Source organism: Mesorhizobium sp. CA10 (assembly GCF_020165285.1).
GTDB lineage: Bacteria > Pseudomonadota > Alphaproteobacteria > Rhizobiales > Rhizobiaceae > Mesorhizobium.
This window is the reverse complement of sequence record NZ_JAIUHV010000004.1, coordinates 156,467-174,811: the sequence shown is the minus strand read 5'-3', so window position 1 is coordinate 174,811 and position 18,345 is coordinate 156,467. Positions and strand designations below refer to the sequence as shown.

Sequence of the window (18,345 nt, the reverse complement as noted above, 5' to 3'; positions counted from 1 at the left end):
ATTGCAAGTTTGTTTCGTTGGGAAACGCTGCCATGTCCATTTCGCCCGAACTCGACGCCTTCGACCGCGCCATCCTCACCATCCTGCAGAAGGACAACGCCACGCCGCAGCGCACGATCGGCGAGAGGGTCAACCTGTCGGCGCCCGCCGTTCAGCGGCGCATCAAGCGCATGGAGGAGACCGGCGTCATCCGCGCCAATGTAGCGCTGGTCGATCCGGCCAAGGTCGGCCATCCGATCACGATCTTCGTCGAGGTGGAGGTGGAGAGCGAACGCGCCGAGCTGATCGACGCCGCTAAGCGCGGCTTTGCCCAAGTGCCCGAAGTGCAGCAATGCTACTATGTCACCGGCGAGGCCGATTTCATCCTCGTCGTCACGGTGGCGACGATGGCCGATTATGAGGCGCTGACCAGGCGGCTGTTCTTCGAGAACAACAACGTCAAAAGGTTTCGCACGTTCGTGGCGATGGACCGGGTGAAGGTGGGACTGGAAGTGCCGGTGGGGTGAGTCGTCGAAGCTGCCGACCTCTCCAACAAGTGGGGAGATCGGCTGCCGTCCTGGTTTTCGCTAATCTCCAACCTCTACTGGGTCGGCGACGCCGCGTGTTCGCACGACACCTTCGGGTTCATGTCGGCGAAGGTGCAAGCGCCGTGGCTGTTTGTGCTTGATGATCCCGGGTTCGATGCGGCGGCCGCCGATCATCCCTTCGGCAGGTATGAAATCGTTCCGGCTAGGTCGGTGTTGTCGAACAGCTGAAAGCGGCTGTCGCTGCCGCCCTGGCGGGCCGACACGAAGGGGGCGTAGGCCGGATCATTGGTGAAGGCGTGCGCCGCCGCTTCCGATGGGAAGGCCATCAGCGCGATCAGCGTCGTGTCGAGCGGCTTGCCCTCGAGCGTCTTCACATTGCCGCTGCGCGCCAGATACCTGCCGCCGTGCTTGTGAACGAGGTCGTGCACGGTAGCGGCGTAGTCCGGTATCCATTTCGGATCTTTCACCTTGATATCCGCGATAAGGTAAGCGGTCATGGTCATTCTCCTGGTTGCTGCGCACAGGGATATCCCGTGCGTCGGCCAAACGGCTCGCACGACAGGGCTCGCGCCAACCAGTCCTGGATCTGTACCGGCCCGGTACAGTTTCTGTACTCGCCGCTTCATTCATGAAGGTCTAATGTCCGGCCAACTCTGGAGGAGGCGCCGATCATGACCCAGCACGGTTACAAGCAGTTCTGCCCGCTATCGATGGCCGCCGAGGTGCTGTGCACCCGCTGGACGATGGTGTTGATGCGCGAGCTGGTGGCGGGCTCGACCCGCTTCAACGACCTGCGCCGCGGTGTGCCGAAAATGTCGCCGACCCTTCTGTCGCAACGGCTGAAGGAGCTGGAGTTGGCAGGGATCGTGGAGCGCCGGGAAGTCCCGGGCGAGAAGGGTATCTTCGACTACCGGCTGACCGAGGCGGGACGCGACTTGCGCCCTGTTGTCGAGGCGATGGGTTTTTGGGGACAGAAATGGGTCGAGTCCCGGCTGTCGTTGAAGAACCTCGATCCATCGCTGCTGATGTGGGATATGCGGCGTAATCTGAACCCCTCGCCGCTGCCCGATGGAAGAACCGTGATACAATTTCTGTATCAGGACCTCCCAGCCTCGAAACGCTCGTGGTGGCTGATCGTCGAGAAGCATGGTGAGGTCGATTTGTGCTGGTACGATCCGGGCTTCGAGGTCGACCTCTACGTCTCGACCGATCTCCACACGATGACCGCAATCTGGATGGGCGTGCTGACTGTCGAGAAGGCCGGCGTGAAGGTCGTCCTGACCGGCGACAAGGCCATTGGCAGGAAGATGCAAAGCTGGCTCGGGCTCAGCCCGTTCGCGGTCGAACCGAAGCGCGCGGCGTAGCCGGGCACCACCTTGGCTGTCACGTTTATGGCGATGGACCGGGTGAAGGTGGGCTGGAAGTGCCGGCGGGCGCACCTTGCCTCAATATAATCCCTTCGGGGCGTTTCGTATCACGACATGATACTTTACGCTTGATCTTGGAGACGCATCATGAGAAGATACGTTTCGGGGGAAGTGGATGATACGCTCGTTCAAAGACAGGATCACTGAGGCGGTTTCGACAGGCAAAGCTCCGAAAGGATTCCCGGCAGATCTCGTTCGTGTCGCTCAACGGAAACTGTTCATGTTGGACAACGCTCCCGAACTGGCCGACCTCAAGGTCCCACCGGGAAACCGGCTTGAAGCGCTGAAGGGCGATCGCGCCGGTCAGTACTCGATCCGTATCAACGACCCAATTTCGCGTTTGCTTTCGGTGGACGGATGGCGGAGCGGACGATGTAGAGATCACCGACTATCATTAGCTGAACCAACCAGCTCTATCCCGACAGGAGCGGAACCAAATGATCAACCTCGACAAGCCTATCCATCCCGGCGAGATATTGAGGGCCGAGTTCCTCGAACCACTCGGCCTGAAGCCCTACACTTTGGCGAAGAAGCTTCACGTCCCACGTACGCGTATCGAACGCCTTGCCAACGAGACCACGCCCGTTACGCCAGACACCGCTTTGCGCCTCGCAAAGTTCTTTGGAACGACTCCGCAGTTCTGGATGAACATGCAGGCCAGCTATGACCTCGCCGTCGAGGGCACCTCCATACGGGATGAACTCAAAGAGATTGAGCGGTTCGGGGCGGCCGCAGCTTAGGAGTTCTTGCCGCCCGCCCTGCGCCCCAGCCATCTTGCATAGATCTCTCCGACAATCCCACGCCGGAATACCAGCACGCAGACCATGAAAATCAGCCCCGTGGCGATGGTCACCGGAAAGCCGGATGTCGCGAGCGTATTCTCCAGTCCGACGACGAGGCCGGCTCCGACCGCCGGGCCGGCCATGGTGCCGATGCCGCCGAGCAGCGTCATCAGGATCACTTCGCCAGACATCTGCCAGGTGACGTCGGTGAGCGTGGCGAACTGGAAGACGATCGCCTTGGTCGCGCCGGCAAAGCCGGCAAGCGCGGCCGACATGACGAAGGCGGCGAGCTTGTAGCGGCCGACGGAATAGCCGAGCGAAATGGCGCGGTTCTCGTTCTCGCGGATGGAGCGCAGGATCATGCCGAAAGGCGAGTTGACGATGCGCCAGACGGCGAAGACGCCGATCAGGAAGACGGCGAGCACGAAGAAATACATGTTCATCGTGACGTTGAGGTCTACGACGCCGAACAGGTGGCCGCGAGGCACACCCTGGATGCCGTCCTCGCCCTCGGTGAAGGGCGCCTGGACGCAGAAGAAATAGAACATCTGCGCCAGCGCCAGTGTGATCATAGAGAAATAGATGCCCTGCCGGCGGATGGCGAGGAAGCCCATGACGAGGCCCATGCCCGCGGCACCTGCGGTGCCGAGCAGGATGCCGGCCTCTGGCGGCCAGCCCCAGGCCTTCACCGCATAGGCACAAAAATAGGCCGCGCCGCCGAAGAAGGCGGCATGGCCGAAGGAAAGCAGGCCGGTGTAGCCCAAGAGCAGGTTGAAGGCGCAGGCGAACAGCGCGAAGCACAGCATCTTCATGACGAAGATCGGGTAGATGACGAAGGGCGCGGCGATCAGCGCCACGATGCCCAGCACCACCAGCGCCCGTTCGAGCCTCAAGGAGGCGGCGGCGCGTTCTGCGTGAAGGGTCGCTTGGCTCATCTCAGGCGTCCCTTCCGAACAGGCCGGCGGGCCTGAGCAAAAGCACGATCGCCATGATGACGAAGACGACGAGGTTCGAGGCCTCGGGATAGAAGACTTTGGTCAGGCCCTCGGCGAGGCCGAGCAAGTAGCCGGTGACGATGGCGCCGAGAATCGAGCCCATGCCGCCGACCACGACGACGGCGAAGACGACGATGATCAGGTCCGAGCCCATCAGCGGGCTGACCTGGTAGACCGGAGCGGCGAGAATGCCGGCGAGCCCAGCAAGCGCCGCGCCCAGCCCGTAGGTGAGCGTGAGCAGAAGCGGCACGTTGACGCCGAAGGCCTGGACCAGTTCCGGGTTCTCGGTGGCGGCGCGCAGGTAGGAGCCTAGCCTGGTCTTCTCGATCAGCAGCCAGGTGCCGATGCAGACGATGAGCGAAGCCGCCACCACCCAGCCGCGATAATTGGGCAGGAACATGAAGCCGAGATTGGTGCCGCCGGCAAGCAGCGCGGGCACGGCGTATGGATTGCCGGAGACGCCGTAATAATAGCGGAACACGCCTTCGATGACCAAGGCGAGGCCAAAGGTGAAGAGCAGGCCATAGAGTGGGTCGAGGCGGTAGAGATGCGACAAAGCAAGGCGCTCGACCGCCATGCCGAACAGGCCGACGACAAGCGGCACCAGGACCAGCGCCAGCCAGTAGCCGACGCCCAAATGCACCAGCAGCAGATAGCCGATGAAGGCGCCCAGCATATAGAGCGCACCATGGGCGAAATTGATTATGCGCAGCAGGCCGAAGATGACGGCGAGCCCGAGGCTGAGCATGGCGTAGAAGGAGCCGTTGATCAGGCCAACGAGGAGTTGGCCGAGGAACGCCTGGATGGGGATGCCGAAGATCATGGTCATGGCACCATCATACCCCCAGCACCTCGTGCAGCTTGTCGGTATGCGCGGTCAGCTGGCCGACGGCAAAACCCTCCACCACCTTGCCGTGGTCCATCAGGTAGAAGCGGTCGGCGATGCGGGCGGCGAAGCGGAAGTTCTGCTCGACCAGCAGGATGGTCATGCCGCGCTTCTTCAACGTCGCCAGCAACTCGCCGATTCGCTGGACGATGACGGGCGCCAGGCCCTCCGTCGGCTCGTCGAGCAAAAGCATCTCGACGCCGGTCCGCAGGATGCGGGCGATGGCCAGCATCTGCTGCTCGCCGCCGGACAGCTTCGTGCCCTGGCTGTTGCGGCGTTCCTTGAGGTTCGGGAAAAGTTCGAATATCTCCTCAACGCTCATGCCGCCCTCGGCCACGACCGGCGGCAGGATCAGGTTCTCGTCGACGGTAAGAGTGGCGAAGATGCCGCGCTCCTCCGGCACGAAGCCGATGCCCTGATGCGCGACGCGGTGCAACGGCAGGCGGATCAGGTCCTTGCCGTTGAAGGTGACGGAGCCGGTGCGCTTGCGGATCAGGCCCATGATGGCCCGCAGCGTCGTCGTCTTGCCGACGCCGTTGCGGCCAAGCAGCGTCACGGTCTCGCCGCGCATGACGTCGAGGTTGACGCCATGCAGCGCATGGCCCTCGCCGTACCAGGCGTGGAGATCGCGCACGGCAAGCAGCGGCTCACTCATGCTCGGTCCCCATGTAGGCGACGCGCACACGCTCGTCCTTGCTGACTGTGGCGTAGTCGCCGGCCGCCAGGACCTGGCCGCGCTGCATGACGGTAATCCAGTCGCAGAGATCGGCAACGACGGTGAGATTGTGCTCGACCATCAGCACGGCGCGGTCTTTTGCCAGCGCGCGGATAATGCCGGAGATCGTGCCGACATCCTCATGCCCCATGCCGGCCATCGGCTCGTCAAGCAGAAGCACCTTCGGTTCGAGCGCCAATGTGGTCGCGATCTCCAGCACGCGCTTGCGGCCATAGGAGAGATCGCCGGCGAGACGATGCGCGGCGTCATCGAGGCCGACGATGGCGAGCAGCTCGCGCGCCCTCGGCGTAAGCCGATCCAACGCCGAGACCGGGCGCCAGAACTGGTAGCCCAGCCCGCTTGGACGCTGCAGCGCCACGCGAACATTGTCGAGCACGGAGAGGTGCGGAAAGATCGCCGATATCTGGAAGGAGCGGACGAGCCCCATGCGCGCCACTTTCGCCGGCGGCGTGCGGGTGATGTCGGTGCCGAGCAATTCGATCCTGCCGCTGGTCGGCTGCAGGAATTTGGTCAAGAGGTTGAAGATGGTCGTCTTGCCGGCGCCGTTCGGGCCGATCAGCGCATGGATCTTGGCGTGATGGACGTCGAGGTCGACATCCTTCACCGCGACGAAGCCGGCGAAGTCGCGCCGCAGGCCGCGGGCGGAAAGCACCACCCGCGGCATCTGGTCCGTGCTGCCCGGCCGGACAGCGGTGGCGGTGTCGAGCGTCACTTGGCGACGAGCGGACAGCCGCTGTCCTCGGCCTTCATGAAGGCCTTGTCGCCCGGAATGGTGGCCAGATAGGTGTAATAGTCCCAGTCCTTCTTCGACTCTTCCGGCTTCTTGACCTGGTAGAGATACATGTCGTGCACCATCGAGCCGTCGGCCTGCACCTTGCTGTTGGCGGTGAAGACGTCGTTGACCGGCATCTCATGCAGCTCCTTGGCAACCGCCTCGGTCTCGTCGGTGCCTGCCTTGTCGATGGCCTTCAGATACTGCGTCACGGCCGAATAGGTGCCGGCCTGGATCATGTTCGGCATGCGGTTGGTGCGCTTGAAGAAGCGCTGGGCGAATTCACGGCTCTTGTCGTCGCGATCCCAGTAGAACCCTTCGGTTAGCACCACGCCTTGCGCCGCCTGCAGGCCCAGCCCGTGCACTTCGGCGAGTGTGAAAAGGAGCGCGGCCAGCCGCTGGCCGCCGGCGACGATGCCGAATTCGGCTGCCTGCTTGATCGAGTTCGAGGTGTCGAGGCCGGCATTGGCGAGCCCGACGATCTTGGCGCCGGAGGACTGCGCCTGCAGCAGGAAGGAGGAATAGTCGGTGGAGCCGAGCGGATAGCGCACCTCGCCCAGCACCTTGCCGCCGCTCGCCTCGACCAGCTTGGCGGTCTGATCTTTCAGCGAATAGCCAAAGGCATAATCGACGGTGATGAAATACCAGCTATCGCCGCCCTGCTTCACCAGCTGGCCGCCGGTGCCGACCGCTTGGGAGTGCGTGTCGTAGGCCCAGTGGAAGCCATAGGGCGAGCACTGCTTGCCGGTGAGGTCGGTGGAAGCCGCCCCGGTGACGATATCGATCTTCTTCTTTTCCTTCGAAAGCCCCTGGACGGCCAAAGCCACGGACGATGTCGTGAGCTCCATGATCGCGTCGACCTGCTCGGTGTCGTACCACTGGCGCGCGATGTTGGAGGCGATGTCGGGCTTGTTCTGATGATCGGCGCTGACGATCTCGATCGGCGCGCCCTGCACCTTGCCGCCGAAATCATCGACCGCCATCTTGGCGGCCTCGACCGACCACTTGCCGCCGAAATCGGCATAGACGCCCGACTGGTCGTTGAGGATGCCGATCTTGACCTTGCCATCGGAGATTTCGCCAGCCGCGGCCGGCATTGCGGATGCCGCAAGGAGCGCGGCCGAGACGAGATAGGATGCTTTCACTGGTGGTTCCTCCCATGTGGCAACCACGGGAAACGCGGCTGCCTCGCGATGGTTCAACAGTTCCTTCGGATTTTGGATTGGAGCCTCGATCCCGCTCTGCCGCTCCTCCTCTGGCGGGCCCTCCTGTTTGCGAGCTGGGCCGCAGCGTGCCTTGGGTGCACGGGCGCGAGCCTAGCACCACATGTCGCAGGCCGAGAATGCTATTTTCGTAGCATGGCAGATGGATGGGATGCCCGGTTGCCGGAGATGATCGAGAGACGCTCACGCGGTGATGAGACGCCCGGGACGGTCAAGCGCGAGCGGCGGCTTTTTTATCGTCTTTGTTGCCTTGATCGGCCAAGTGGTAAGGGACGATCAGAACCTCTGCAGGGATATGCCATTCACGGTTGAGCTTAAAAGCCATGTCCATCGTCAGCGCTCGCTTGCGGGCTAGAATCTCAGATGCGCGCGATGCTGACCCGAGCAGCTTTACCAGCGCGTGCCTGCTGAGATTGGCCATCTCCATATGAGCAGTGATGGCGTCCACCGGGTCGGTTTCCGCGATAGGGTAGTGTTTTGCCTCATATGCTTCGATGAGCTCAGCAAGAACATCGAAACGGTCAGCATCAGGCGTGCCGGGAATGGGCTCCTTGTCAAAATAGCGAGTGATCTCCGCAATCGCCCAATCGTAATCGGCTTCGGTCTTAATCGGTCGGATATTGTCCATCACACCTTCTCCGCGTCTATCTTGTCGTACTCGGCGTGAGTGCCGACGAATTTGATGAGCACCCGCTTGAACGTGTAGCTGACATGCACAATCAGCCGGTATCTATTGCCCGCAATATCGAACACCAGACGGTTATCAGCTAAGAAATCGACGTTTGCGCCGAACTGTTCCTTGATATCAGCCGGCCCCTTCCATTCGACCTTGCTCGACGCATTGAACCAGGCCGTCAGCGGCACTTTGGATTGCGGGTGCTTCGTCCAGAAGGTGACGAGCGTTTTCCTGCTTACGATCTGCATGAACCGATATAGCCATTTCCCAAACTGGGAACAAGAGGAATTTACCCAAATTGGGAAATATCCATCTCATCGACGCCCGCTCACCACGGCAGCCGCTTGCCGTCGCGAAAAAAGCCGCCGGTCGGACCCGTCGTCGGGCAAGGTCGCGGCCCAGACGATGCCGGCGGCGCCAGACACAATCCGGAAACAAGATTCAACAGTCGGGAAAAACTCGCGAAAAGAGCCGGTGTCATAACGGTACCCGCAGCAGCCGATCCACCACGGCGCGCAACAACAGACATTGATCCGAACCCAAGGAAAGCCGATTATGAAGAAGACCGTTCTTTCCGCACTCGGCCTCGCCGTCGCTCTCGCTTTCGCCGTGCCCGCCGCCAACGCCCAGACCACCACCACGACGACCGCCGCCCCGGCGACGAGCACCACTGCTCCTGCCGCGACCCCGGCCGCTTCCGAGACGGCGAAGGCTGGCGCCAATGGCCCGCACAAGAAGCTCAGGAAGCACCACCGTCATCATGCTCGCAAGCATCATCACGTGAAGAAGCACCACGTGCGCAAGCACCATGTGATGAAGAAGCATCTTGCGAAGAAGGCCGCATAAGGCCTGACGCGTTGCGGCCTTCATGACCGGATGATCCGAGACCGCTTACTAAGGGTTCAGGATCATCGCTTCCCGAAAACGCCGCCCTCCCTCCCGGGCGGCGTTTTTGTTTGCGGACTCAGTGGGCAACCCCCTGCAACCATTTCGGGATCATGCCTTACTTCTTCTGCGGGTGGATCGTCTCGCCCCGCTTCAACATCGCCACCAGATCAGCAATCTTCTTCTTGCGGCCGGCCTCGGTCTTCATGTTGTGGACGCGGAAGGCGAGCGCGAAGCGGTTCTGTGCCGAAAGCTTCTCCAGCACCGCTTTCGCCTTCGGTTCGGCATCGATCGCGGCCTGCAGGTCGGGCGGGATGGTCATCTCCTTCGATCCGCCATAGGCGCGGTCCCAGCGACCGTCGGCCTTGGCGGCCTCGACCTGCTTGAGGCCATGCTCGGTCATGCGGCCCGCCTCGATCAGGCGCGCGACATTGTCGATGTTGATCTTGCTCCAGATGCTCTTCCTGCCGCGCGGCGTGTAGCGCTGCAGGAAACTCCTCTCGTCGAGCGACTTCCGCACCGCGTCGATCCAGCCGAAGCAAAGCACGACGTCGATCGCCTCCTTTGGCGTGATCGAGGCGAGGCCAGAACCGACCTTGTGGATCTTGATCCAGACCTCGCTTTCGCTGGCGTGGTTGTCGGCAAGCCAGGCATGGAAGCTTTCGGCATCCGCGAATTCGCGCACCTTGTCCGGATCGACCTTAATGGGGGCCATCGTTGTTCCTCCTTGCGCGGCGCCGAAGTTGCTAATCTCCCCTCTCGTGGGGGAGATGGCCGGCAGGCCAGAGGGGGGCGCTGTCCCGCCGACCGACAATGACGTTCGTTCTATCCGATCGAGATGAAACTGAAAGGTCGCATTCCTTCGCGCCCCCCTCTGCCCTGCCGGGCATCTCCCCCACAAGGGGGGAGATCGGCTGAACCGCCATCGGAGTTTCCGATACCACCATCGGTTTCTTCCGTTTCCGCTTCGCGCCAGGGTCTGCCAAACCCCTCCATGCAAAGGAAAGGCATGGACATGGAGAAGCAAAAAATCCTGGTCGCCGGCGGCAGCTCGGGCATGGGGCTGGCGCTCGCCAGGCGATGCCTCGAGGAAGGCGCGCACGTCATCATCGCTGGGCGCGGCGAAGCGAAGCTGGGCGCGGCGCGGGAAGAACTGGGCCAGCCGGGCACGCTCGAAACAGCCGTGGTCGATATCAGCCGCGAGGATGAGGTCGCCGCACTGTTTCAGCGCATCGGCAGGCTCGACCATATCGTCAGCACGGCGGCCGACATCGAAGGCGCCTACCGGCTGTTGCCCGAGATCGAGCTTTCAGCCGCGCAAAAGGTGGTGGAAAGCAAGTTCTACGGGCCGCTTTTGCTCGCCAAGCATGGCGCGCCGAAGCTGCCGCCGAGCGGCTCGCTCACCTTCGTCTCGGGCATTGCCGCCTACCGGCCGGCGGCACGCGGCGCGGTCGTTGCCGCCGTCAACGCCGCATTGGACGGGCTGGTGCGGGCTTTGGCCGTCGAACTGGCGCCGATCCGGGTCAACGCTGTCTCGCCCGGCTGGGTCGACACGCCGATCTGGAAGTTCGTCGCCGGCGACAAAAAGGACGACACGCTTGCGGCGATGGCGAAACGACTGCCGGTAGGTCGGGTCGGAAAGCCGGAGGACATCGCCGACGCAATCCGCTTCCTGATCGGCAATGGCTTTACGACGGGAGAGACGCTGCATATCGAGGGCGGGCATCGCCTGGTGTGACCAAGGCGAATCCCTCCCCTATGGCGGTGAGCAGTGCCTTAAGCGCCGGTGGCTGGACGCGCCGGCGGCGCCAGATCATCACACGTCCGCCGAGCGGACCGGCCCAGGCCAGGCAAGCTCGGACACCTCGCCGCGATCGATCGCGGCGGCGACCGCGATCCGCGGAACGAGACCGAAGCCGGCGCCGGCCGCCACCAGCCCGGCAATGGCGTCGATGCTGCCGGCTTCGGCGGCGAGGTTGGGATTGCCGAGGCCTGCCTCGGCGAATGCCTTGTCGACCATGGCGCGGTAGACGCAGCCTGTCTCGGTGGCGACGAAATGCTTCTCGGCCAGCGTCGCCAGATCGACATCCGCCCGGTTGTCGCCGGGCGGCGCTATCAGCGCCAGTGGCTCGATCGCCATGACGCGCCTGGCAAGGCGGCGGTCCGTCTCACCAACATCGATCTCTGGGGGCCGCTCGAAGCAGAAAGCGACGTCGATCTCGCCGTCGCCCAGCCTGCGCAGCAACTCGCCGCTTCCGGCTATCTTCAGCTTGATGTCGATGTCCGGATGACCGGCGCGGAAGCCGGCAAGCCAGCCGGCAAGCGTTGCCGAGGCGATGGTCTCCAGCGCGCCGATCGACACTGTGCCGGCCGTCCCGGCCCTCGTGGCATCGATGGCGGCCCGCGCGTCGCCGGCGAGCGCCAGCAGCTCCTCGGCATAGGGTTTCAGCGCCTCGCCGGCCGGCGTCAGGGTGAGCCCCTGCCGCGAGCGGGTGAAGAGACTGGCGCCAAGTTCGGTCTCCAGCGCCTGGATCTGGTCGCTGACGCTCGACTGGGCGAGATAGATCTCCTGCGCCGCGCGCGTGACGTTGCGGGTACGCGCGACCGCGAGAAAGGTCTTCAGCAGCCTGGGATGCACCGGCGCTCCGAGCCTACTGCAGCTGCGGCTTCTTCAGGAAGGAATTGCGGTCCGCGGATTTGACGCGCAGCCATGTCTCGCGGCCGTCGCGCACGACGCGCAGCGGAATTTCCGCACCGGCCGGGTTCTGCCAGAGTTTTCTGTAGAAATCGGCCAGACCATCGACTTCGCCGTCGCGCACATCGGAGATGATGTCGCCCTGGCGCAAGCCCGCCTGTGCGGCCGGGCCGCCTTCGGCGACGCTCATCACCACCACCATGCCGTTCGACTCGGCCGAGAAGGCGCCGAGCCACGGACGCGGCGCCTTCGCCGCCTGGCCGCGCTTGATCAGATCGTCGAGGATCGGCGTCAGAAGATCGATAGGCACGACCATGTTGATGTCGGCCACCTCGCCGGCGCGGCTCATCTGCAGGCGCAGCGAGCCGACGCCGAGCAGCTTGCCGGCGCGGTCGAACAGCGCGGCGCCGCCCCAGGACGGATGCGCGGGCGCCGTGAAGATCGCCTCGTCGATCAGATATTCCCAATAGCCCGCGAATTCCTGCTTGGTCACGATATGGGCGTCGACCTGCTGGCCGATGCCGTCAGCGAGCGTCACGGCATCGCCGATCTTGGCTTTCCGGGCATTGCCGAGCTGGACCGCCGGCAGGCCGAGCGGCGACAGCGCCTGCACGAGGCCGAAGCCGGTCTCCTGGTCGTAAGCCAGCGCATGCGCCGCCACCACACGGCCATCCTGGTCGGTCAGCCACACTTCCTCGGCCTCGGTAATCAGATAGCCGATGGTGAGCACAAGCCCATTGTCGCGGATCACCACGCCGCTGCCCTCGCGGCGCGTGCCCAGCGCATTGGCGGTGAAGGCGTCGTCCGGAACCGTGGCGCGCACGGCAACAACGGAGCGCGAAATTTTCTCGATGGTCATCGATCCATCCTGCGTTGCGGGTCTCTGCCTATAAGTATGGCCGAAGGAGCGCCGTGCAAGGGCGGATTTCCCCTCGCCCAAGCTGGCATAAGCGCTAGTTCAACGAAGATTGAACTTTTTTCTTTGACGCGCGCGGAACCGCACCTAAGTCTATCGGCATCCGTGGCAGATGCCCGCACTTCACGAAACACAAGGCCTTCAACATGAACCAATATGTCCCGCCGAAAGTCTGGACCTGGAACAAGCCAAATGGCGGTGAGTTCGCCTCGATAAACCGGCCGATCGCGGGCCCCACGCATGACAAGAAACTGCCGGTCGGCAAGCAGCCGCTGCAGCTCTACTCGCTGGCCACGCCCAATGGCCAGAAAGTGACGATCATGCTGGAGGAGCTTCTGGCGCTCGGCCACAAGGGTGCGGAATACGATGCCTGGCTGATCAAGATCAGCGACGGCGACCAGTTCGGCTCGGGCTTTGTCGACGTCAATCCGAATTCGAAGATCCCGGCGCTGATGGACCATAGCGAGCCGAAGCCGGTGCGCGTGTTCGAATCCGGCTCGATCCTCACCTACCTCGCCGAGAAGTTCGGCGCATTCCTGCCGACCGAACGCGCGGCGCGGGCGGAAACCTTCTCATGGCTGTTCTGGCAGATGGGCTCGGCGCCTTATCTCGGCGGCGGCTTCGGCCATTTCTATGCCTATGCGCCCGAAAAGATTGAATACGCCATCGACCGCTTCGCCATGGAGACCAAGCGGCAGATGGATGTGCTCGACCGCCGGCTGGCGGAGAGCGAATATCTCGCGGGCCCCGACTACACGATCGCCGACATTGCGGTCTGGCCCTGGTATGGCGGGCTCGCCAAGGGCCGCAGCTACACCAACTCCGCCGAGTTCCTCTCGGTGCACGAATACAAGAATGTGCAGCGCTGGGCCGACGCGATCGACGCGCGGCCTGCGGTGAAGCGCGGCCGCATGGTCAACCGCATGTCCGGCGATCCGGCCTTCCAGCTGCGCGAGCGCCACGACGCCAGCGACTTCGAGACGAAGACGCAGGATAAGCTGCAAGCGGCGGAGTAATGTAATCTCGCCCTCGTGCGGGAGATTGGCCGTCCCGTTACCTCCCATATGTGTATGTCACGGTCGCCTGGCCGAGCGCAGAGCTTTTAGCGGCGACCGAGATCATCTCCGGCAAGGGGTTGGCCGGTATGCGCAATGTCTTTTCACCCAGCGCATAGAGCGTGAAGACATAGTGATGGTCGCCGCTGCCGGGCGGCGGGCACGGGCCGAAATAGCCGGCGCGGCCGACGCCGCCTTTGCCCTGCACGGAGCCCTTGGGCATGCGCTTGCCGCCCTGCGCGCCGGCGCCCTCGCGCAGACCCTTGGCGCTCGCCGGGATGTTCCAGGCCAACCAGTGCCAGAAGCCCTTGCCGCCATTGGCATCGGTGTCGAACATGGTCAGCGCGTAGCTTTTCGTTCCGGCCGGCGGATCCTTCCAGGCAAGCGCGATCGAGACGCTCTGCCCGCCACAGCCGGCTTTGTCGCCGAGATATTTCGCGTCCCATTTGCCGTTCGACACCGACGGGCTGGATATCTCGAAGGCCGCCGCCTGACTGGCGAAGGCGACAAGGGCAAGCAAAGTGAAGCCGAGGCGCAAGGTCATCTGATCCTCCCTGAATAACGCAGCGTAGCCGAAAAGCGGCCCGAAAAAGGGCAAGTTAGCGCGGCCGCCTGCCGGGACAATGAAAAAGCCCCGCCGGTGGAGGCCGTCGGGGCTCTTTCGTTCGGACCGTGGAGGTGGGACCCCACGGCCGGGTCGATCCAGGGGGTTGGATCGATCGCGACACTAGCCGAGGAATCGGGCGCGCGGACAATCACGCCTGCGCACGACCAATCACGCCTGCGCGAGTGGACGGCCGGCTGCTGATCTCCCTGGAGGAAGATCAGCCCCGCAGCAGCTTTGCCAGTCTCGGCACGCCTTCGTTCACCGCGTGGTCGTCGGCAAGCGTGAATGACATGCGCAGCGTGTTGCGGCCGGTGCTGTCGGCGTAGAAGGCGTTGCCCGGCACGAAGGCGACGCGCGCCTCCTTGATCGAGCGCGCCAGCAACTCGGTGGCATCCGTACCTTGCGGCAGCGTCAGCCAGACAAACATGCCGCCGTCCGGACGGCTCCAGGAAATGCCGGCGGGCATGTCGGCTTCCAGCGCGGAAAGTAGCGCATCGCGGCGCTTTCGGTAGGCGCCGATCAGCTTTTCCACCTGGGCGTCGAAAATGGTTTCGGCGACGCGGTGCATGACCATCTGGTTGATCGAGGGGCTGTGCAGGTCGGACGCCTGCTTCATCAGCACCAGTTTCTCCACCACATGGCGCGGCGCGCAGACCCAGCCGACGCGCATGCCGGGCGACAGGATCTTCGAGAACGACCCGCAATAGAGCGTGCGTGCACGATCGATGCCGCCGGAGCGGGCGCAATCGAGCGCAAGGATCGGCGGTTCGCCCTGGCCGTCATAGCGCAGCGCGCGGTAGGCGGCATCCTCAATCACGGCGATGTCGAGCTCACCGGCGAGGTCGAGCACCGTCTCGCGCTGCTTGGTATCCAGCGTATTGCCGGTCGGATTCGCGAAATCCGGCACCAGATAGGCGAACTTCACCTTGCCGCCATTTGCCGCCGCTGCCGCGCGATAAGCCTCGGGCGTCATGTTGCCGCCGGCGGTGTTCAGCCGGTCGTAGCGCGGCTCATAGGCGTTGAAGGCCTGCAGCGCGCCGAGATAGGTCGGCCATGTCACCAGCGCAGTGTCGCCGGGGGACAAAAAGAGCTTGCCGAGATAGTCGAGCGCCTGCTGCGAGCCGGAGGTGATGAAGATGTTGCCCTCGTCGCATTGAACGCCAAGCTTGCCCATGTAGGCGGCCAGCCATTTGCGCAGCGGCAGGAAACCCTCGCTGACCTGGTACTGCAGCGCGGCGCCCGCCTCCTTGCCGCCCAGCACGGCCTGGTAGGCATCGCCGATGGCTTCGGCCGGAAACAGCGACGGGTCGGGAATGCCGCCGGCGAAGGAGATGATGTCGGGCTGGTCGAGCAGCTTCAACAGCTCGCGGATTTCCGAAGCCTTCATGCGCGAGGAACGCGAGGCCAGAAGGTTCAACAGGGTCAAGACGCACCTCCCGCAGCGTGCTTCTATTTAGGTCAGCTTAGTTGACCTATTATCAGGCCTGGCCTTTCGCGTGAATACACAAAACGGTCATGGCTCATCGTCCAGGCAACATTTGGCCCACAGATTTTCGCAAATGCTAATGAAAAGCCATTGCACGCTCGGCAAGGCCAGCGCACGATTATGACCAGAAACTGGAAGTTGATAGAAAATCAATCCGGAGCAAATGGGGGAACGCGTATGACGCTCGAGGTCATCGGGGCCGGCTTCGGCCGCACCGGCACGTGGTCGACTTTCGCCGCGCTGAACAGGCTCGGCTTTCCGAGCTACCACATGCAGGAAGTCATCATCAACAAGGCCAACAAGGGCCATCTCGACTTCTGGCGCAAGGTGGCGAACAGCCCGCCCGGCGCGCAGCATGACTGGAACCGGGTCTTCGCCAATTATCGGGCGACCGTCGACAATCCGGGCTGCTGCGTGTGGCGCGAGCTGATGGCCGCCTATCCGGAAGCCAAGGTGCTTCTGACCCTGCATCCGCGCGGAGCCGAGGCCTGGTACGACAGCACCATCGACACGATCTACTTCACCGAGAATGTCTGGCAGTTCAGGGTGCTGGAATGGCTGACGCCGTTCGGCCGCAAGTTCGGCGACATGTCGCGCAAGCTGGTCTGGGGCCGGACGCTGAAGGGCGTGATGAACGACCGCGACAAAGCGGTGGCGCGTTATAACGCCTATGTCGACGAGGTGAAGGCGGCGGTGCCGCCTGAGAAGCTGCTTGTCTTCAAGGTCAGCGACGGCTGGGCGCCGCTCTGCGATTTCCTTGGCGTCGCGATGCCCAACGAACCCTTCCCTAATCTCAATGATCGCGCCAGCATCAAGAAGATCATCAACGAGATGATCGTGGGATCTTATCTGATGCTTGCCGGCGTGGCGGTCCTAATCGCGCTGGCCATCGGCGCCCTGTGGTGGTGGCTGGCGTAGCGGCCACCCGGATCGGCCTGCCAGGGCCGCGGCGCTCCGGCTCCGGCGGCCGCGCGATTAGAACGGCAAACGGATCTCGTCAGGTTCGATCCTGTCAGGCCAGCCGATGTCCTTCTGGATCTCCGTCGGCAGCTCGTTAAGCTCGCGCGCCGTGCGGCGGCGCTTGCTGGCCTGCGCGAAGGCGGCGCGGATTCGGTTGAGACTTTTGAACATGAAAAACCTCCTAAATCAGCGGCGGAAAACCGGTGCCGCCTCTTCCCGGCGTCGCTTTTGCGATGCGTCTGTAACCGGTGGATTGCGCGCGAACGGTGAAATGCTTCACGAAGCCGGAACGGCTTGAAACATATGCATGCAAATTAGTTTGCAGGATCAGCCACGCGGTCTGCATGAAAACCAGGAGCTTGCATGACCTGCATGTCAGACACTTGGGCTGGTCGCCTTGATGGATTGATTCACGTCTCCGAGAGGGAGGCGAATAGCGCGAGTTGTAGCTCGGCAACAAATTAACGGCTTCTAATTCACCTGGTTTTCGGCCCCACTTTCCCGCCTCGCGCCACTTCCCAGCCCGCGCGATAGACTATGCGATCCTTTGGCACCGCCACCACCGCTTCCGGGACATGCTCGGCCTTCAGCGCAACGAAATCCGCCTTGGCGCCGACAGCGATGCCGTAGCCTTCGAGCCCCAGCGCCTTGGCGCCGGCGTGGCTGACCACGTCGTAGGCGGCCTCCAGTTCCCAATCTTCGTAGAAGCCGGAGCGGTAGCCGATCATGTTGGCGCGGTTTAGCATGTCGCCATCGCCATAGGGCCACCATGAATCGCGGATGTTGTCGGAACCGGCGAAGACGGTGACGCCCGCCTTGCGCAGCGCCGCCACCGGCGGGAATGGATGATCGCCGGGCGCGTTGGTCATGATGGCGACGCCGGCGCCGGCGATCCGCTCGCCAGCCTTGGCCAACGCATCGGCGGAGATGTCGCCCAGCCCGAAGGCGTGGCTGACGACAACCTTTCCCTGCATGCCCATTGTCGCGGTCCGGGCGGCGATCTCCTCGATCTCGAACAGGCCGAGTGTGCCGCGGTCATGCAGGTGGATGTCGATTCCGGCGCCGCGTTTTTCGGCAAGGCCGAACACCACATCGAGATGGCCCTTCACGTCGCGATCGAAGCTTGCCGGGTCGAGCCCGCCGATCAGGTCACAGCCGAGCTTGAGCGCCTCGTCGAGCAACTCCGCGGTGCCTGGCGAGGACAGAATGCCGCTCTGCGGGAAGGCGACGAGCTGGATGTCGATGAGGTCGCGGTATTTCTCCCGCACCGCTAGGATCGTCTCCACATGCTTCAACCCAACCGCGGCGTCGACCATGACATGGCTGCGCATGGCGAGGCTGCCATTGCCGACGCAGAGCTCGAGCTGGTTTCTCGCCCGCTCCGCCATGGGTGCTGCCTGCTGGAGGTTGCGCATCTGGACGGCAACCCGCTCGCGCACGTCGAAGCCGTTGGTGCAGGGAATGTACGGGCGCCAGACATCGCCGTAGAAGGAGGTGTCGAGATGGATGTGGCCCTCGACGAAAGCCGGCAGGACGAGCTGGCCGGCGAGGTCGACGGCACCGGACCTGGCTGCATTGCCGGCCGGAGCGATGGCGCTGAAGCGGCCGTCGGCGACGATGAGGTCACGGAGCGAGCCATCGGCAAGCCTGGCGTTGAGAAAACGAGTCTGATCCACGATGCAATCCGTTGACAAGGAAGGCGTCAGTCGTCGCCGGT

The 18,345-nt window shown here is 63.3% G+C and carries 21 protein-coding genes and 2 pseudogenes; 8 read left to right on the top strand and 15 right to left on the bottom strand.

Going from position 1 to position 18,345, the window contains the following annotated elements; translation table 11 throughout:
* The first annotated feature begins 32 nt into the window (after positions 1-32).
* Positions 33-506 (top strand): Lrp/AsnC family transcriptional regulator, encoded by a 474-nt coding sequence (locus LB535_RS11080; protein WP_224544621.1) that lies wholly within the window; start codon positions 33-35, stop codon positions 504-506.
* 191 nt (positions 507-697) lie between these two features.
* Here LB535_RS11080 and LB535_RS11075 read toward each other — a convergent pair whose 3' ends face one another.
* A complete protein-coding gene (locus tag LB535_RS11075; RefSeq protein WP_140840663.1) occupies positions 698-1,024 on the bottom strand; it encodes a DUF1330 domain-containing protein in 327 nt (108 codons plus the stop codon).
* Positions 1,025-1,198: 174 nt separating this feature from the next.
* Between LB535_RS11075 and LB535_RS11070 the strand changes: the two genes are divergently transcribed.
* From LB535_RS11070 to LB535_RS11060, 3 genes and pseudogenes are all read left to right on the top strand, one after another.
* On the top strand, positions 1,199-1,891 hold the full coding sequence (locus LB535_RS11070) for a winged helix-turn-helix transcriptional regulator (RefSeq protein ID WP_140840661.1): 693 nt from the start codon (positions 1,199-1,201) through the stop codon (positions 1,889-1,891).
* 178 nt (positions 1,892-2,069) lie between these two features.
* A pseudogene (locus LB535_RS11065) lies at positions 2,070-2,352 on the top strand (type II toxin-antitoxin system RelE/ParE family toxin).
* Positions 2,353-2,391: 39 nt separating this feature from the next.
* Positions 2,392-2,694, top strand: a complete 303-nt coding sequence (locus tag LB535_RS11060; protein WP_140840657.1) for a HigA family addiction module antitoxin — start codon at positions 2,392-2,394, stop codon at positions 2,692-2,694.
* Here LB535_RS11060 and LB535_RS11055 read toward each other — a convergent pair.
* From LB535_RS11055 to LB535_RS11025, 7 genes are all read right to left on the bottom strand, one after another.
* The gene (locus tag LB535_RS11055; RefSeq protein WP_224601409.1) at positions 2,691-3,671 is read right to left on the bottom strand and encodes a branched-chain amino acid ABC transporter permease; all 981 of its coding nucleotides are present in this window, start codon (positions 3,669-3,671) and stop codon (positions 2,691-2,693) included. The genes LB535_RS11060 and LB535_RS11055 overlap by 4 nt on opposite strands.
* Before the next feature lies 1 nt (position 3,672).
* The gene (locus LB535_RS11050; RefSeq protein WP_224632194.1) at positions 3,673-4,560 is read right to left on the bottom strand and encodes a branched-chain amino acid ABC transporter permease; all 888 of its coding nucleotides are present in this window, start codon (positions 4,558-4,560) and stop codon (positions 3,673-3,675) included.
* A gap of 7 nt (positions 4,561-4,567) precedes the next feature.
* On the bottom strand, positions 4,568-5,272 hold the full coding sequence (locus tag LB535_RS11045) for an ABC transporter ATP-binding protein (RefSeq protein ID WP_224632193.1): 705 nt from the start codon (positions 5,270-5,272) through the stop codon (positions 4,568-4,570).
* On the bottom strand, positions 5,265-6,017 hold the full coding sequence (locus tag LB535_RS11040) for an ABC transporter ATP-binding protein (RefSeq protein ID WP_224632371.1): 753 nt from the start codon (positions 6,015-6,017) through the stop codon (positions 5,265-5,267). The genes LB535_RS11045 and LB535_RS11040 overlap by 8 nt, the downstream gene beginning before the upstream one ends.
* 44 nt (positions 6,018-6,061) lie before the next feature.
* Positions 6,062-7,270 carry an ABC transporter substrate-binding protein gene (locus LB535_RS11035; RefSeq protein WP_224632192.1) on the bottom strand — a complete coding sequence of 403 codons (1,209 nt, stop codon included), beginning with the start codon at positions 7,268-7,270 and terminating at the stop codon, positions 6,062-6,064.
* A 289-nt stretch (positions 7,271-7,559) separates the two neighbouring features.
* Positions 7,560-7,976 carry a type II toxin-antitoxin system HigA family antitoxin gene (locus tag LB535_RS11030; RefSeq protein ID WP_224632191.1) on the bottom strand — a complete coding sequence of 139 codons (417 nt, stop codon included), beginning with the start codon at positions 7,974-7,976 and terminating at the stop codon, positions 7,560-7,562.
* Entirely contained in the window at positions 7,976-8,272 is a 297-nt protein-coding gene (locus LB535_RS11025; RefSeq protein WP_224632190.1) for a type II toxin-antitoxin system HigB family toxin, read from the bottom strand. The genes LB535_RS11030 and LB535_RS11025 overlap by 1 nt, the downstream gene beginning before the upstream one ends.
* A 307-nt stretch (positions 8,273-8,579) precedes the next feature.
* Here LB535_RS11025 and LB535_RS11020 point away from each other — a divergent pair, with 307 nt between their 5' ends.
* Complete coding sequence (locus tag LB535_RS11020; RefSeq protein ID WP_224632189.1) at positions 8,580-8,870, top strand: hypothetical protein; 291 nt, start codon at positions 8,580-8,582, stop codon at positions 8,868-8,870.
* 157 nt (positions 8,871-9,027) lie between these two features.
* Here LB535_RS11020 and LB535_RS11015 read toward each other — a convergent pair whose 3' ends face one another.
* Positions 9,028-9,624, bottom strand: coding sequence for a YdeI/OmpD-associated family protein (locus LB535_RS11015; protein ID WP_224632188.1), 597 nt, complete (start codon positions 9,622-9,624; stop codon positions 9,028-9,030).
* A gap of 294 nt (positions 9,625-9,918) precedes the next feature.
* On the opposite strand from LB535_RS11015, the gene LB535_RS11010 reads away from it, so the two are divergent.
* Entirely contained in the window at positions 9,919-10,647 is a 729-nt protein-coding gene (locus LB535_RS11010; protein ID WP_224632187.1) for an SDR family oxidoreductase, read from the top strand.
* On the opposite strand, the pseudogene LB535_RS11005 reads toward LB535_RS11010, so the two are convergent.
* Positions 10,598-11,547, bottom strand: a pseudogene (locus LB535_RS11005) (LysR family transcriptional regulator). The gene LB535_RS11010 and the pseudogene LB535_RS11005 overlap by 50 nt on opposite strands.
* 13 nt (positions 11,548-11,560) lie before the next feature.
* Entirely contained in the window at positions 11,561-12,463 is a 903-nt protein-coding gene (locus LB535_RS11000; RefSeq protein ID WP_095768364.1) for a S1C family serine protease, read from the bottom strand.
* A 203-nt stretch (positions 12,464-12,666) separates the two neighbouring features.
* Here LB535_RS11000 and yghU point away from each other — a divergent pair, with 203 nt between their 5' ends.
* Positions 12,667-13,536: a glutathione-dependent disulfide-bond oxidoreductase gene (gene yghU, locus LB535_RS10995; RefSeq protein ID WP_224632186.1), complete on the top strand. Its 870-nt coding sequence runs from the start codon at positions 12,667-12,669 to the stop codon at positions 13,534-13,536.
* 37 nt (positions 13,537-13,573) lie between these two features.
* Here yghU and LB535_RS10990 read toward each other — a convergent pair whose 3' ends face one another.
* Both LB535_RS10990 and LB535_RS10985 read right to left on the bottom strand, forming a co-directional pair.
* Entirely contained in the window at positions 13,574-14,119 is a 546-nt protein-coding gene (locus LB535_RS10990) for a YbhB/YbcL family Raf kinase inhibitor-like protein (RefSeq protein WP_140840635.1), read from the bottom strand.
* Between the two features lie 280 nt (positions 14,120-14,399).
* Positions 14,400-15,569 (bottom strand): PLP-dependent aminotransferase family protein, encoded by a 1,170-nt coding sequence (locus LB535_RS10985; protein WP_224632370.1) that lies wholly within the window; start codon positions 15,567-15,569, stop codon positions 14,400-14,402.
* 276 nt (positions 15,570-15,845) lie between these two features.
* On the opposite strand from LB535_RS10985, the gene LB535_RS10980 reads away from it, so the two are divergent.
* Positions 15,846-16,586 (top strand): sulfotransferase family protein, encoded by a 741-nt coding sequence (locus LB535_RS10980; RefSeq protein ID WP_224601391.1) that lies wholly within the window; start codon positions 15,846-15,848, stop codon positions 16,584-16,586.
* 57 nt (positions 16,587-16,643) lie between these two features.
* Here LB535_RS10980 and LB535_RS10975 read toward each other — a convergent pair whose 3' ends face one another.
* Both LB535_RS10975 and LB535_RS10970 read right to left on the bottom strand, forming a co-directional pair.
* Positions 16,644-16,799: a DUF1127 domain-containing protein gene (locus LB535_RS10975; RefSeq protein WP_140840629.1), complete on the bottom strand. Its 156-nt coding sequence runs from the start codon at positions 16,797-16,799 to the stop codon at positions 16,644-16,646.
* A gap of 305 nt (positions 16,800-17,104) precedes the next feature.
* Positions 17,105-18,304 carry an amidohydrolase family protein gene (locus LB535_RS10970; protein WP_224632185.1) on the bottom strand — a complete coding sequence of 400 codons (1,200 nt, stop codon included), beginning with the start codon at positions 18,302-18,304 and terminating at the stop codon, positions 17,105-17,107.
* Between the last annotated feature and the right edge of the window lie 41 nt (positions 18,305-18,345).